The organism is Kitasatospora arboriphila (assembly GCF_039528095.1).
GTDB lineage: Bacteria > Actinomycetota > Actinomycetes > Streptomycetales > Streptomycetaceae > Kitasatospora > Kitasatospora arboriphila.
The window spans coordinates 35558-49095 of sequence record NZ_BAAALD010000020.1; the positions used below are offsets into that span (position 1 = coordinate 35558).

Annotated in this window: 10 protein-coding genes; 5 read left to right on the forward strand and 5 right to left on the reverse strand. The window is 73.9% G+C overall.

Annotation, left to right across the window (positions count from 1 at the left end; translation table 11 throughout):
• Window positions 1-32: 32 nt before the first annotated feature.
• Entirely contained in the window at window positions 33-1016 is a 984-nt protein-coding gene (locus tag ABD353_RS13335) for a LysR family transcriptional regulator (protein WP_344623767.1), read from the reverse strand.
• 104 nt (window positions 1017-1120) lie between these two features.
• Between ABD353_RS13335 and ABD353_RS13340 the strand changes: the two genes are divergently transcribed.
• Window positions 1121-2014: an NAD(P)H-binding protein gene (locus tag ABD353_RS13340; protein WP_344623768.1), complete on the forward strand. Its 894-nt coding sequence runs from the start codon at window positions 1121-1123 to the stop codon at window positions 2012-2014.
• Window positions 2015-2253: 239 nt separating this feature from the next.
• Here the strand turns inward: ABD353_RS13340 and ABD353_RS13345 are convergent, their stop codons facing one another.
• Window positions 2254-2607: a VOC family protein gene (locus tag ABD353_RS13345; RefSeq protein WP_344623769.1), complete on the reverse strand. Its 354-nt coding sequence runs from the start codon at window positions 2605-2607 to the stop codon at window positions 2254-2256.
• 310 nt (window positions 2608-2917) lie between these two features.
• Between ABD353_RS13345 and ABD353_RS13350 the strand changes: the two genes are divergently transcribed.
• The 3 genes from ABD353_RS13350 (at window position 2918) to ABD353_RS13360 (ending at window position 6672) form a co-directional block, all read left to right on the forward strand.
• Window positions 2918-3964 carry a substrate-binding domain-containing protein gene (locus tag ABD353_RS13350; RefSeq protein ID WP_344623770.1) on the forward strand — a complete coding sequence of 349 codons (1047 nt, stop codon included), beginning with the start codon at window positions 2918-2920 and terminating at the stop codon, window positions 3962-3964.
• A 102-nt stretch (window positions 3965-4066) separates the two neighbouring features.
• Window positions 4067-5638: a sugar ABC transporter ATP-binding protein gene (locus ABD353_RS13355; RefSeq protein WP_344623771.1), complete on the forward strand. Its 1572-nt coding sequence runs from the start codon at window positions 4067-4069 to the stop codon at window positions 5636-5638.
• Window positions 5635-6672 carry an ABC transporter permease gene (locus tag ABD353_RS13360; RefSeq protein ID WP_344623772.1) on the forward strand — a complete coding sequence of 346 codons (1038 nt, stop codon included), beginning with the start codon at window positions 5635-5637 and terminating at the stop codon, window positions 6670-6672. The genes ABD353_RS13355 and ABD353_RS13360 overlap by 4 nt, the downstream gene beginning before the upstream one ends.
• A gap of 116 nt (window positions 6673-6788) precedes the next feature.
• Here ABD353_RS13360 and ABD353_RS13365 read toward each other — a convergent pair whose 3' ends face one another.
• From ABD353_RS13365 to ABD353_RS13375, 3 genes are all read right to left on the reverse strand, one after another.
• Window positions 6789-8435, reverse strand: a complete 1647-nt coding sequence (locus ABD353_RS13365) for an amidohydrolase (RefSeq protein WP_344623773.1) — start codon at window positions 8433-8435, stop codon at window positions 6789-6791.
• The gene (locus ABD353_RS13370) at window positions 8432-9886 is read right to left on the reverse strand and encodes an APC family permease (RefSeq protein ID WP_344623774.1); all 1455 of its coding nucleotides are present in this window, start codon (window positions 9884-9886) and stop codon (window positions 8432-8434) included. Before ABD353_RS13370 ends, ABD353_RS13365 begins: the two co-directional genes overlap by 4 nt.
• Before the next feature lie 156 nt (window positions 9887-10042).
• Complete coding sequence (locus ABD353_RS13375; RefSeq protein WP_344623775.1) at window positions 10043-11011, reverse strand: Lrp/AsnC family transcriptional regulator; 969 nt, start codon at window positions 11009-11011, stop codon at window positions 10043-10045.
• A gap of 728 nt (window positions 11012-11739) precedes the next feature.
• Here ABD353_RS13375 and ABD353_RS13380 point away from each other — a divergent pair.
• Entirely contained in the window at window positions 11740-13527 is a 1788-nt protein-coding gene (locus tag ABD353_RS13380) for a cation:proton antiporter (protein ID WP_344623776.1), read from the forward strand.
• Window positions 13528-13538 lie beyond the last annotated feature (11 nt).

Sequence of the window (13538 nt, forward strand, 5' to 3'; positions counted from 1 at the left end):
GGACCGGCTCCGCCCGGCCGCTCCTCCGCGGCCTATCCGGCGTCGGCCCCGTCCGCCACGGCGGCCCCCGGCGCGGCAGCCGGCGGACGGAGGACCCGGCGGACGGCGTCCCGGAGCCAGCGGTGGCCCCCGTCGGCCGTGTGCCGGGGGTGCCAGGCCATGCCGATGGTGACCGGCGGCAGGGACAGCGGGAGATCGAGCAGGTGCAGTCCGAGGGCGACGGCGTCGTGGGTGAGGGGTGAGGGCGCTGCGCCGGGGAGCGCGGCGGGCACCAGGCAGACGACGTCGCTGCGGGCCGCGAGGGCCATCGCGGCCAGGTGGCCCGGGAGGACGACGCCCACCCGCCGGCGGAGGTCGAGCTCGGCCAGCGCGGTGTCGAGGGGGCCGGTGAACCGGCCGCGACGGCTGACCACGACGTGCTCCGCGGCGGCGAGCCGGGCCGGGGTCAGCGGCCCCTCGGTGAGCGGATGTCCGGGCCGGACGGCCGCGACCATGCGGAGGCCGACCAGTTGCTCGACCCGGGTCTCCGGGTCCACGTGGTCGATGGAGCCGACCTCCAGGTCGATCCGGCCGTCGCGCAGCGCCGGTCCCGCCTCCAGTTCCTCGGCCCGGATCCGGAACGAGACCCCCGGCGCCTCCCGCCCCGCCAGCCGCAGCAGCCCGGGCGCCAGCGCCGCGCCGACCAGATCGGCGGCCTGGAGGGTGAAGGTGGTGCGGAGCCCCGCGGGGTCCACGCCCGCACCGGGGCCGAGCAGCGCACCCAGGCTGCGCACCACCGCGGCGGCCTCCTCGCGCAGGGCCTCGGCGCGCGGGGTGGGAACCATGGTCTGACCGGCCCGGACCAGGAGAGGGTCCTGCAGGACGCGGCGCAGCCGGGCGAGGGTGCGGCTCATCGCGGCGGGCGAGGTGTGCAGACGCGCGGCGGCGCGGGTCACGCTGTGCTCGGCCAGCAGCGCGTCCAACGCGATGGCGAGATTGGCGTCGATGACCGGATCCGGGCTGTTCACCAGCATCATTCCATTCCGAGCAATGATTCCATGCCGAAGTTCCCATTGTGGCATCAAGGAGCACCTCAGCAGGATGAAGGACGTACCCCACCCGTACGACCTGCGAGGACTTCATGATCGTCATTACTGCTCCCACCGGGAACATCGGCCGCCACCTGCTCGCCCGGCTCCTGGAGTCCGCGCCCGCCGCGGGCGAGGACCTGCGCGTGATCGTGCGCGATCCCGCCCGGCTGCCGGAGGCGGCACGCGGACGCGTCGACGTGGTCACCGGCTCGCACGCGGACCCCGCGGTCCTCGACCGGGCCTTCGACGGTGCCGACGCCGTCTTCTGGCTCGTCCCCCCGGACGCCACCCTCACCCCGTACGACACCTGGAGCGGATTCACCCTCCCCGCCGTCGGGGCGCTCGCCGCCCACCGCGTCGGCCACGTCGTCGGCGTCTCCGCGCTCGGCCGCGGCACCCCGCTCGCCGACCGGGCCGGCCTCGTCACCGCCTCGCTCGCCATGGACGACCTCCTCGCCGGCAGCGGCGCCGCCTACCGGGCCCTGGCCAACCCGTCCTTCTTCGAGAACCTCCTGGAGGAGTGCGACTCGATCCGCGAGAAGGGCGTCTTCACCGACACCGTCGACGCCGACCGCAAGGCGCCCCTCGTCGCCGTCGCCGACATCGCGGCCGCCGCCGCCCGGCTGCTGCTGGACCGCTCGTGGACCGGCACCGGCAGCGTCCCCGTCCTCGGACCGCAGGACCTGTCGCCCAACGACCTGGCCCGCATCATGACCGAACAGCTCGGCCGGCCCGTCCGCTACGAACGCCGGCCCCTCGACGAACTGCGCACCACCCTCGTCGGGTACGGCCTCAACGAGGCCTTCGTCCAGGGCGTCGTCGACATGAAGCGGGCCAAGGACGAGGGCCTCGACGCCGGCGCCGCCCGCACCCCGGACACCACCTCGCCCACCCGCTTCGAGCAGTGGTGCGCCCACACCCTCAAGCCCGCCGTCCTCTCCTGACGACCGACACCCGGCCCCGGGGCGCGCCGACCCCGGCGGACCGGGCCACCCACCACCTCGGAGCACCACGCGAGGCCCCGTTCCGGGACCGCTGCTTTTGGTGGTCGATGTCCTCGTGGGTACCGAGAACGGCCACCCGCGGACCTACGGCCTCGAACCCGTGGCCACCGTCACCACCTGACGCACCGTCCACCCGCACCACCGGCCCGGGGACCCGCCCGCCTCGCACGGGTGCCCGCTCAGGCGGGTTGCCACAGTTCGATCCGGCGGCCCTCGGGATCGGTGACCCAGCCGAACCGGCCGACACCCTCCATGTCTTGGGTCTCCCCGGACACGTCGGCGCCCTTGGCCCGCAGCTGTGCGAGCATCGCGTCCAGGTCGCGGACCCGGAAGTTGAGCATGGTCTGCTGGGTGGGGGACCCGAAGTAGTCCGTCCCGGAGTCGAACGCCGCGAACACCGTCGGCCCGGCCTCCTGCTGCCAGAGGCCGTGCTCGTCCGCGTCCAGCCCCAGGCAGTCGCGGTACCAGGCGCTCATGGCCGCCGGGTCGGCCGCCCGCAGGAAGTACCCACCGATTCCAAGCACACGTTCCATGCCGTCATCCTGCCAGGGCCGGCCCCGGAGTCCGGGCAGCACCGCGACCGGCGCCGCGGGCCCGCGACCGGGACGGAACGTCAACTCGTCGGCTGGGAAAGAGAGGTGACGGAACGAAGGCGCAGCCGTCCGCTCCATGGTCACAAGCTGGTCTCGGCGATCCCGCCCCCTTGACGGTGCCATGCAACACGGGTGTCATATGTTGCATACCGTTTGAACGTGTTTGTTCTTGATGGATCTCGGGACGCCTGCTGCGACGGCCCGAGCGCACCCGCCGCGCCGCCGCCGGCGCATGCCCGAAGGAGCTCCCGTGTTCCGCACCACCACCCGTGCCGCCGCCGCGGCGGGCCTGCTGCTCACCCTCGGACTGACCACCGCCTGCTCCACCGGGCAGGAGTCGCTGAAGGGCGACGCGGGCCCCACGGCGCCGGTGAACGGCAGGATCTCGCTCACCTACCTGCAGAAGCAGGGCGACCAGGAGTACTTCGTGGGCGAGGCCGCGGGCGCCAAGGCCAAGGCCGCCGAACTCGGCATCGACCTCAAGGTGGTGAACCTCGGCAACGACGCCAACAAGACCGTCAGCGAGGTGCAGTCCGCCGTCGCGCAGAAGACCAACGGCATCATCATCGTCGTGCCCGACCCCGCCGTCGGCCCGTCGGTCGTCCAGGCCGCCCGGGACGCCAAGGTGGCGCTGCTGACCTCCGACGACCAGATATGCGCCACCGGCCCGGACCCGGCGGCCTGCAGCAAGGACGACCTGGTCGCCCGGATCGGCTTCTCCGGCCGACAGATGGGCACCGAGGTCGGCAAGCGCGCCGCCGAGGAGTTCAAGAAGGCCGGCTGGAACCCGGCCGAGACCCGGATCGTCTCCGCCTGGAAGCAGGACGTCACCGTCTGCGGCGACCGGGTGAAGGCCGCCAAGGAGGCCTTCGCCGCCGGGTCGGGCGCCCAGGTGCAGAACATCGACGTCGCCACCGACAACACCCCCACCGGCGCCCAGGACAAGATCGCCGCGACCGTCACCGCCAACGCGGGCGTCAAGCACTGGGTCGTCTGGGGCTGCAACGACGAGAACGTCCAGGGCGGTGTCACCGCTATGGAGAACGCGGGCATCGGCGCCGACAACGTCATCGGCGTCGGCCTCGGTGCCTACCTCGCCTGCAAGGACTGGAGCGGCAGCAAGCCCTCCGGCATGAAGGCCGCCCTGTTCATCAACGGCAAGGACGTCGGCGCACTGGCCGTCCAGACCATGTACGACAAGCTCAAGAACGGCAAGGACTTCCCGAAGGAGGCCTTCGCGCCCACCACCATGGTCGACCCGACCACCTGGAAGTCCGCCGGCATCAGCTGCAGCTGACGCCCCGCCGGCCGATGCCGGTACGCCCGAGGGCCGGGCCGGCGTCGGTCCCTTCTCCGCGCAGCTCTGCGAACCCTCCCCGCACGAATCGAAGGTGACCCCATGAGCCGAGCCCACGACGAGAAGCCGGATCCCCGTCCGCCCACCGCCCCGGCCCCGGGCAGCGCCGGAGTGCGCAACCTCTCCAAGCGGTTCGGCGCCGTGCAGGCCCTGTCGGACGTCACCCTGGACTTCCCCGCCGGCCGGGTCACCGCGCTGATGGGCGAGAACGGCGCCGGCAAGTCGACCCTGCTGAAGATCCTCACCGGCGACCACCGGCCCACCGCGGGCAGCGTCCTCGTCGACGGCGCACCCGTCCAGCTCGCCTCGCCGACCGACGCCCACCGCGCCGGCATCCGGATCATCCCGCAGGAACCCGAGATCATCCCGCACGTCTCCGTCGCCGAGAACGTCTACGTGGGTGCGCTGCCCCGGGCCGCCGGCCGCCGCCTCGACCGGGCCGAGCTGCGCCGCCGGATCACCGCCGACCTCGTGCGCCTCGGCTTCGACAAGGTCCTCGACCCCGACCTGCTCGGCTCCGAGCTCACCCCCGCCCAGCGCCAGCTGGTCGAGATCATGCGGGCGCTCACCGGCGAGGCCAAGGTCATCGCCTTCGACGAGCCCACCTCCTCGCTCTCCGAGCACGAGGTCGACGCGCTCTTCGCGCTGATCCGGCGGCTGCGCGCCGACGGTGTCGCCGTCGTCTACGTCTCCCACCGGATGCAGGAGATCTTCCAACTCGCCGACCGCATCGCCGTGCTGCGCGACGGCGCGCTCGCCGGCATCCAGGACGCCGCCGCCACCAGCGAGGGCGACCTCGTCCGGCTCATGGTCGGCCGCGACCTCAGCTCGATGTTCTCCCGCCCGCACGTCGCCACCGACCGCCTGGTGCTCGACGTCCGCGGCCTCACCACCGACGACGTCCGCGACATCGACCTGCGGATCCACGCCGGCGAGGTCGTCGGCCTCGCCGGACTCATCGGCGCCGGACGCTCCGAACTCGCCCTGGCGCTGGCCGGCGACCTGCCCGTGCACTCCGGCACCGTCACCCTCGACGGGCGGCCGCTGCCCACCGGCCGGCCCGGCGCCGTGATCCGCGCCGGACTCGGCCTCGCCCCCGAGGAACGCAAGGCCCAGGCCCTGTTCCTGCACCGGTCGATCCGCGACAACACCTCCACCGTCGTGCTCGAACGCCTGCGCCGCTTCCGCTTCGTCAAGCGGGCCGCCGAGCGCGACCTCGCCCAGCAGTACACGGACCGGCTGCGGGTGCGCACCCCCTCCATCGAGCACGAGGTCCGCAAGCTCTCCGGCGGCAACCAGCAGAAGGTCGTCCTCGCCCGCTGGCTCGCCCGCAAACCCAAGGTGCTCATCCTCGACGAGCCGACCCGCGGCATCGACGTCGGCGCCAAGGCCGAGATCTACCGGATCATCGCCGACCTCGCCGCCGAAGGCGTCGCGATCCTGGTCATCTCCTCCGAACTCCCCGAGGTTCTCGGCCTCGCTGACCGCATCGTCGTCATGCAGAACGGCCGCATCACCGGCGAACTCGACCGCGCCGACGCCACCGAGGAGGCCGTCCTCAGCCTCGCTATGGCCGACGACATCGCCCCCGCCACCCCTGGAGCCGCCGCATGAGCACCACCACCGACACCCCGCCGGCCAGCACCGGCAGCACCGGGGCGCGCAAGGGCGGCAACCCCGCCGCGGTCCTCGCCTCCGTCGGCGGACAGAACCTCAGCCTGATCGGTGCACTGGTCGTCGTCCTCGCCCTCTTCGGCGCACTCAACGACAACTACCTGAGCATCTCCAACCTCCAGGTCATCGCCGAGGCCGCCACCATCACCGGCCTGCTCGCCGTCGTCCAGACCGTCGTCATCATCTGCGGCGGCCTCGACATCTCCGTCGGCTCCCAGGCCGGCGTCGCCTCGGTCGTCAGCGCGATGGCCTTCACGTCCGCGGGCTCCAACGCCCTCGCCGGCATGGCCGCCGCCGTCGGCACGGGCGTCCTCATCGGCATCCTCAACGGACTGGTCATCGTCTACGGCCGGGTCAACCCGACCATCGCCACCCTGGCCGGCCTCGCCGCCTACAAGGGACTCGCCCAGCTGATCTCCAACGGCCGCGCCCAGGGCTACGTCCTCAACGACGACGTCTTCGTCTTCCTCGGCCGCGGAAAGATCGCCGGCCTGCCCGTCATGGTGTGGATCCTCATCGTCACCGCGCTCGCCGTCCACCTGCTGCTGAAGTACACCGACATCGGCCGCAACGTCTACGCCATCGGCGGCAACGACACCGCCGCCCGGCTCGCCGGCATCAACATCAACAAGTACCTGGTCGCCGTCTACGCCCTGATCGGCACCGTCGCCGCCGTCGCCGGAATCCTGCTCACCGCCCGCACCGGCAGCGGCCAGCCCACCTCCGGCAGCGAAGGCCTCGAACTGAAGGCCATCACCGCCGCCGCCCTCGGCGGCTGCGCCCTCAAGGGCGGCAAGGGCGGCATCGGCGGAACCCTGCTCGCCGTCGCCCTGCTCGGCTGCCTGGAGAACGGACTGACCGTCGAAGGCATCAACTTCTTCTGGCAGAACGTCGCCCAGGGCGCCCTCCTGGTGATCGCCGTCGTCATCCAGCAGCGCCGCAGCGGCGAACGCGCCATCGGCCTGCCCGCCTGACGGCGGCCCGCCGCCCCGACCCGGGCGCTCCGCACATCCGGCGAAGACCACTGCAACCCGGACGGGCCCTCACCGCATCGGACGGGGTGAGGGCCGCACGGAACGGCGACGGCCCGTCAGGCGGCCCGGTGGACGACCTCGCCGCCGAGCACGCCCAGCTCCGCCCGGGCGTCGAGGAACGCCTTCGGCTCCAGTTCGAACAGATCGTCGGAGAGCATCACCAGGTCGGCGAGCTTGCCGGGGACGACACTGCCGAGCTCGTGCTCCAGGTGGACGGCGTACGCGCTGCCCAGGGTGTAGCCGCGCAGCGCGGTCGCCAGGTCGAGCGTCTCCTCCGGCATCCACGGCTCGCCGCCGGCCAGGCCGCGGCGGGTCACCGCGGTGTACAGGCCGACCAGCGGGTCCATCTCCGCGACGTTCCAGTCGCTGGACAGCGCGAGCACCGCGCCGGACTCGTGCAGGCTGCGCATCGGCCAGGCCTTGTTCCAGCGGTGCTCGCCGACCGCCTCGGCCCAGTCCCGTCCGGGGCCGGCGATGTCCGGCGAGCAGTGCCGCGGCTGCATGCAGGCGACGACGCCGAGTTCGGCGAAGCGCGGCACGTCGGCCGGGTCCAGGCACTCCACGTGGACGACCTGGTGCCGGGCGTCGTTCGGCCCGTTGACGGCCCGGGCGTGCGCCACCGCGTCCAGCACGGTGCGGATCCCGCGGTCCCCGGTGGCGTGCACGAAGGCCTGGAAGCCGGCCGCGTCCAGCCCGGCCAGCACCTCCGCGAACTCCTCCGGCGGGTAGAAGGTCTCCCCGCGGTGGCTGTGGTGGCCGGCGTACGGTTCCAGCAGCGCCGCGGTGTGCGGCTCCACCACGTCGTCGATGTAGAGCTTCAGCGGCCCGACCCGGAACCGGTCGGAGGCGTGGCGCCGGGCGGCCGCGGCGAACGCCGCCAGGTCCTCCGGGGTGGTGCCGCGCGGGTGGAACAGCCCGGCGACCAGCCGGGACCGCAGCCGGCCCTCGGCGAGCGCCCGCTCGAACAACGGCAGGTCGTCGAGGGAGTTCTGCGGCTCCACGACCGTGGTGATCCCGTACCGGGCGGCCGTGTCGAGGCTGCCGGCGAGCCGCCGGTACTGCCGGTCCGGGTCCGCCCAGGGCACGCCGGCCGCCCGGAGCGCCCGGTGGCCGTCCCGGGAGAGCCCGCGCACCGCGAAGTCGGTGAGGAAGCCGGTCGGTTCGCCCGTCGCCGGGTCCTTCTGCACGGTGCCGTACGCGGTCTGCGCGGTGTCCCGGCCGATGCCGAGGCGGCGCAGCGCCGCGGTGTTCAGCCAGGCGGTGTGCACGTCGTAGCTGAGCACGAACGCCGGCCGGTCCCCGGTGAAGCGGTCCAGGTCGGCGGCGGTGGGCATCCGGCCGCCGGGGATCGCCGAGTAGTCGAAGGCCTCGCCCTCGATCCATGCGGCGTCGGGGTGGCTGCGCAGCCGGTCGGCGATGCGTGCGCCGATCTCGTCGAGGGTGCCGGCCCCGGCGAGCTGGACGCAGTCGGCGTCGGAGCCCAGCCGGACGTGGTTGTGGCTGTCGACGAACCCGGGCAGCACCAGCCGGCCGCGGGCGTCGACGGTCTCGGTGTCCGGGCCGGTGAACGCCCGCCACCCGTCGCCGTCGCCGACCCAGGCGATCCGGCCGTCGCGGACGGCGACCGCCTCGGCGCGCGGACGGGCGTCGTCCACGGTGTGCACGTGGGCGTTGTACAGGACGAGGTCGGCGGGGCGGGTCACGGCCGGGCTCCGTTCAGCGGGGCGGCGGCGCCCTCGGCGCCGGCGGGATCGGGGGTGCCGGGGTCGGCGCCGTGGGGGTCGCCGGCCACGTCGGCGGGCAGGCTGAGCACCCAGTGGGTGGCGCTGCGCGGACGCAGGTAGGCGAACCAGTAGCAGGTGCCGGCGAGCAGCACGCCGCCGGTGATCAGCAGGTCGCGGCCGGTCTGCTGGGTCAGCGAGTAGCCGAGGACGGCGATGGCGACGAGCGGCACGGCCGGCCAGAGCGGCATCCGCCAGGCGGGTACGGCGCGGTGGCGGGCGCGCCGGGCGGTCAGCGCGGCGCACCCGAGCAGCAGGTAGATCACCGCGACCACGACGCCGGTGAAGCCGAGCAGGGCGTCGATCGGCACCGCGAGGGCGAGCACCACCCCGGGCAGGCCGATCGCCAGGGTCGCGGCCCACGGCGAGCCCCAGCGGGGGTGCAGCGAGCCGAGCACCCGGTTGACCGGGTCGGGCCAGGTGCGGTCGCGGGCCGAGGCGTACAGCACCCGGCCGTTCTGCAGCACCATGACGATGACGGCGTTGAGGATGGCGGCGGCGATGCAGAGGCTGACGAAGGTGCCGACGGTGCTGCCCGCCCAGGAGTCGACGATCGCGACGAGGTCGCCCTCGGCGAGCCGGTCCGGCGAGTCGACGCCCAGGCAGATCGCGGCGACCGGCACGGTGATCAGCACGACACCGGCCAGCAGCGACCACAGCACCGTGCGGGCCACCGTGCGGCGGGGGTCGCGCAGGTCCTCGGAGAGGTAGACCGCGGTGCCGAAGCCGTTGTAGGTGAACAGGGCCACGGCCAGGCCCGAGACCAGCAGGCCCGCGGTGAACGGTCCGGTGCCGCCGTGCCCGTCCGGGACGACGGCGTGCACCAGGCCGCCCAGCGGCTGGTGGACGTGGGTCAGCCCGAGCACGCTGACCACGGCCGCGGCGAGCACCTCCAGGCCGAGGAAGAGGCCGGTGATCAGCGCGTTGGACTTGATGTCCAGGACACCGACGGCGACGGCCAGGGCCATCACCACGGCGCCGGTGACCGCCGGGTCGAGGGCGGCCACCGAGGACAGGTAGCCGGCCGTGCCGAGCGCGATGATCGGCGGGATCACCAGCAGCGACACCACCGAGATCACGAACACCAGCCAGCCGGCCAGCCGGCCGAGCAACTGCCCGACGATCGAGTACTCGCCGCCGGCGCTCGGGACGAGCGTGCCGAGCTCCGCGTAGCAGAAGCCGACACCGAGCGAGAGCAGCGCGGCGATCAGCAGGGTGAGGACGGTGCCGCTGCCCTGGGTCTGCAGCAGCGGCGGCACCACGATGAACAGCGAGGAGGCCGGGGTCACGCAGGAGAGGGTCAGCAGGACGCCGCCGAAGACGCCGAGCGAGCGGGGGAGCGCGGCGACGCCGCTCTGGGGGGATCTGGACATCAGCCGTCCCGGCAGGGTGAGGGAGAGGGGGGCGCCGGTCATTCAATGCCGGGCGAAAACACCGCGTCAATGACCTGCGGATACATTTCCGCAGGCAATTCGCCTCTGATCCTGCGATTCGTAATCCGATGACGCTGTGGGCGATCGATCCGCCGGTCAGGCCGGGAGATCGTAGCTGTACGTCTCCTTCACGATGTCGAGGTGGTACCAGGACTCGGCGCGGACCACGCCCGGCAGGGCGCGCAGCGCGTCCAGGGTGCCGAGCAGGGCCGCCCGGTCCGCGGCGTCCACCCCGCAGACCACGTCGAAGCGGCCGTGGCCCGCGGCCACGTAGTTCACCCCCGGCAGTCCGACGGCGAGCTCGGCGGCCTGCCGGGCGGCGCCCCGCACCCCCAGCCCCACGCCGACCGCCTCCCGCACCCCGAGCGCCTGCGCGGCGACCAGCCCGGTCACGTGCACGGCCCCCGACTCCAGCAGCCGCAGCACCCGGGCCCGGGTCGCCGGCTGCGACAGCCCCACCCGCTCCGCCAGCGCCGCGAACGACGCCCGCCCGTCCACCTGCAGCAGACCCAGCAGCACCCGGTCCGTCTCGTCGACCGACGGCGGAGGCCCCTCGGCCGGCCGCGGCGCCGCCGGACCGCCCGGCAGCGGCGAGTACGCGTCCCGCAGCAGCTCCGCACAGCGGAACACCTCGATGCCGTGCACCCCCGGGACGCCCCGCAACGCGGTGAACTCGCGCTCCAGCGCACGGTCGTCCGCGACCCGGACCTCGGCCACCACCGCACCGCCGCCCGCCGTGCACGACACGAACGACGTGGCCGGCCGGGCCGCCGCCGCCTCGGCCACCGGCCGCGCCGGGCCCTCGACCGCCAGCGACACATGCGCGACCGCCGTGATCCCGACCACCGACGGCCGGACGATCCCCACCACCCGCACCGCGCCGGACGAGGTCAACCGGTGCACCCGCGCCCGCGCCGCCTCCCGCGAGACCCCCAGCAGCTCGGCCAGGCGCTGGTAGCTCACCCGCCCGTCCCGCTGCAGCTCGCGGACCAGCGCCGCATCCAGCCCGTCCAGCACCGCCGCCACACCCTTCCCGTCGACCGGCCCGGCGACAGCGCCCGCCACCGCCCCGCCGAGCCTATGGCGTGTCCGCAGAGCGGGTGTGTCGTGGCCCGGTGCGTGCCGCGTCGTCATGAGCCGACCGACGGGTCGTGGGTGGTGGTCGAGCGGTGGCCGGTGCCCCGGGGGACGGGCCGTCCGGTCCGGGACCGTCGGCCGGCGACCGCCGGGGCCCGCCGCTCGCCTCCACACCCACCGGCGGGACCCCCGACGATTGCACCCGCTCCGGAGCGGCGGTGCACCGCATCGGTGCCGCGCCGCGGCCCGGGCAGGCCCAGGAACCGGCGCGGCCGGGCCGTGGCCGACAGGGCCCACTCGTCAGGATCCGCGCCCAGGGCCGCTCGGCGCCGTTCCAGCGGATCGGCGAGCTCCCGGAGGGCCGGGGTGAGGCGACGCGCCGGGGAGCGGTGGAACGCCGTCGACCGGGTGGCGCAAGGACGGCCCTTCCGGCGCGCAGCCTCCCGTGCACGGTGATTGTGTGGCGGCCGGACTTCAGACGCGGCCGGGCGCGGAGTGAGGAGGGAGCCAGCTGTGGGGACGGTGACCGACGATGTGCCTCCTGCCCGTCCGGCCCGGCGCGGCAGGCCGTGCGAGACGGTGGCGTCCCCCCGGAGACGCCTGACGGCAGGCGCGGTCGCCCACCGTCCCGGGCGCCGGGAGGCCGGGGGCGCGGTGGGTGTACGGGACCGGATCGCCCCCGAGCCTTCTCCGCGGCCGGGAGGGGCGGGCCCGTCGTGACCCAGGACCAGATCCTCCTGGGCGCCGCTCTGACCGTCGCGCTGGCAGTGGGCTCCCAGATCCTGGCGAGCAAGCTCCACGTCCCGTCGCTGATCGTGTTGCTGCCGGTCGGATTCGCCGCCGGGGCCCTCACCAAGGTGGTCCGCCCCGACAACCTGGTACCCGACTTCACGGCCCTGGTGTCGCTCGGGGTGGCCGTGATCCTCTACGACGCGGGGCTGGGACTCGATCCGCAGCAGATGAAGGGCGAGACCCGGAGCGTGGTGACCCGGCTGATCGTGCTGGGGATCCCCATCACGGCCGGAGCCTGCCTGGGGCTGGTCGTCGCGCTGTTCGACGTTCCGGTCACCGTGGCGCTCATGCTCGGCGTCATCCTCGTCGTCTCCGGGCCGACCGTCGTCGGTCCGCTGCTCGAACATGCCAGGCTCGCCGACCGGGTGCGCTCCGTCCTGACCTGGGAGGGGACCCTCGTCGACCCCCTCGGCGGCATCCTCGGCGCCGTCGTCTTCCACTTCATCGTCCGCTTGCAGGACAAAGAGGGCTACCGGGTCGGCCTGTTCTTCGGAAGCATGGCCGTCGGGCTGGCCGGCGGCGCCGTCGGCGTCGCGGTGCTGTGGCTGACCCTGCGCAAGCTGCGGCTCGGCGGAACGCTCGGCACGCTCGCGCAACTGGCCACGGTCGTCGCGGTGGCGGCGGGCTGCGACGTCGTCCTGGACGACACCGGGCTCATCGCGGCGATCGTCACCGGCATCGGGGTGGCGAACCTGCCCGGATTCGACATGCCGGCCCGCCGCCCGTTCTTCGAGACGGTCGTCCAACTGGTCATCGGCCTGCTGTTCATCTCCATCTCGGCCTCGGTCGCGCCGAAGTCCGTCGCGTCGGTGCTGCTTCCTTCGCTGGCGCTGACCGCGGCGCTCGTCCTGGTGGTGCGGCCGCTGGTGTCCGTCGTGGCAACCGCCCGGACGGACGTCGGCTCCGGGGAGCGCGCCGTCATCGGCTGGATGGCGCCCCGGGGCATCGTCGCCGCCTCCACCGCCGCGACGTTCTCCGCCTCGCTCGTCCACCAGGGCCTGGCGGGCGCCGACAAGATCCTGCCGGTCACCTTCCTGGTGATCGTCGGAACCGTCCTGGTCTACGCACTGACCGCCAGGCCGGTCGCCGTACGGCTGGGGGTCGGCGAGTCGGCACGCTCACGGCCCCTGCTGGTCGGCGGCGCACCGTGGGTGATCGACCTCGCCCGGTCGCTCCGCGCGGCCGGCCTGGACGTGCTCATGTGGGCCGGCCTGCCCCGGGAGCGGGACCGGATCAGGGAGGCGGGGATGGAGCTGGCCCCGGGGGAGCTCCTGGCCACGGCGACCGACCCAGGGGCCCGCCTGGAGGGCGTCACGACCGCGCTGCTGCTCACGGACGACGACGACCTGAACGCGCTCGCCTCGGTGGTCGTGCAGGACAGCCTCGACGGTCCGGTGTACCGGGTCGGCCCGCACCCCGGAGGCCAGGGCATCGTCGCCCCGTACACCGGCGGTGGCGTCCTCTTCGGGCCCGGCCTCGTCCGGAGCGTCCTGGAGGACCGCCACGAGCTCGGCGCGCGCTTCGTCGTGAGGCCGGCCGCCGACCCGTTCCCCCCGGGCCACGAACTGCTCTTCGTCGTGCGGGCCGACGGCCGACTCGAACCCGTCACCGAGGCCCAGGACGTCGTTCCGGCGGCCGACGACACGCTCGTGCTCCTGGGTCCCGTGCCGAACGCCTCCGCGCTGCCCACCCGCGCCCACGACCAGGGCTGACCGCGTGCGCC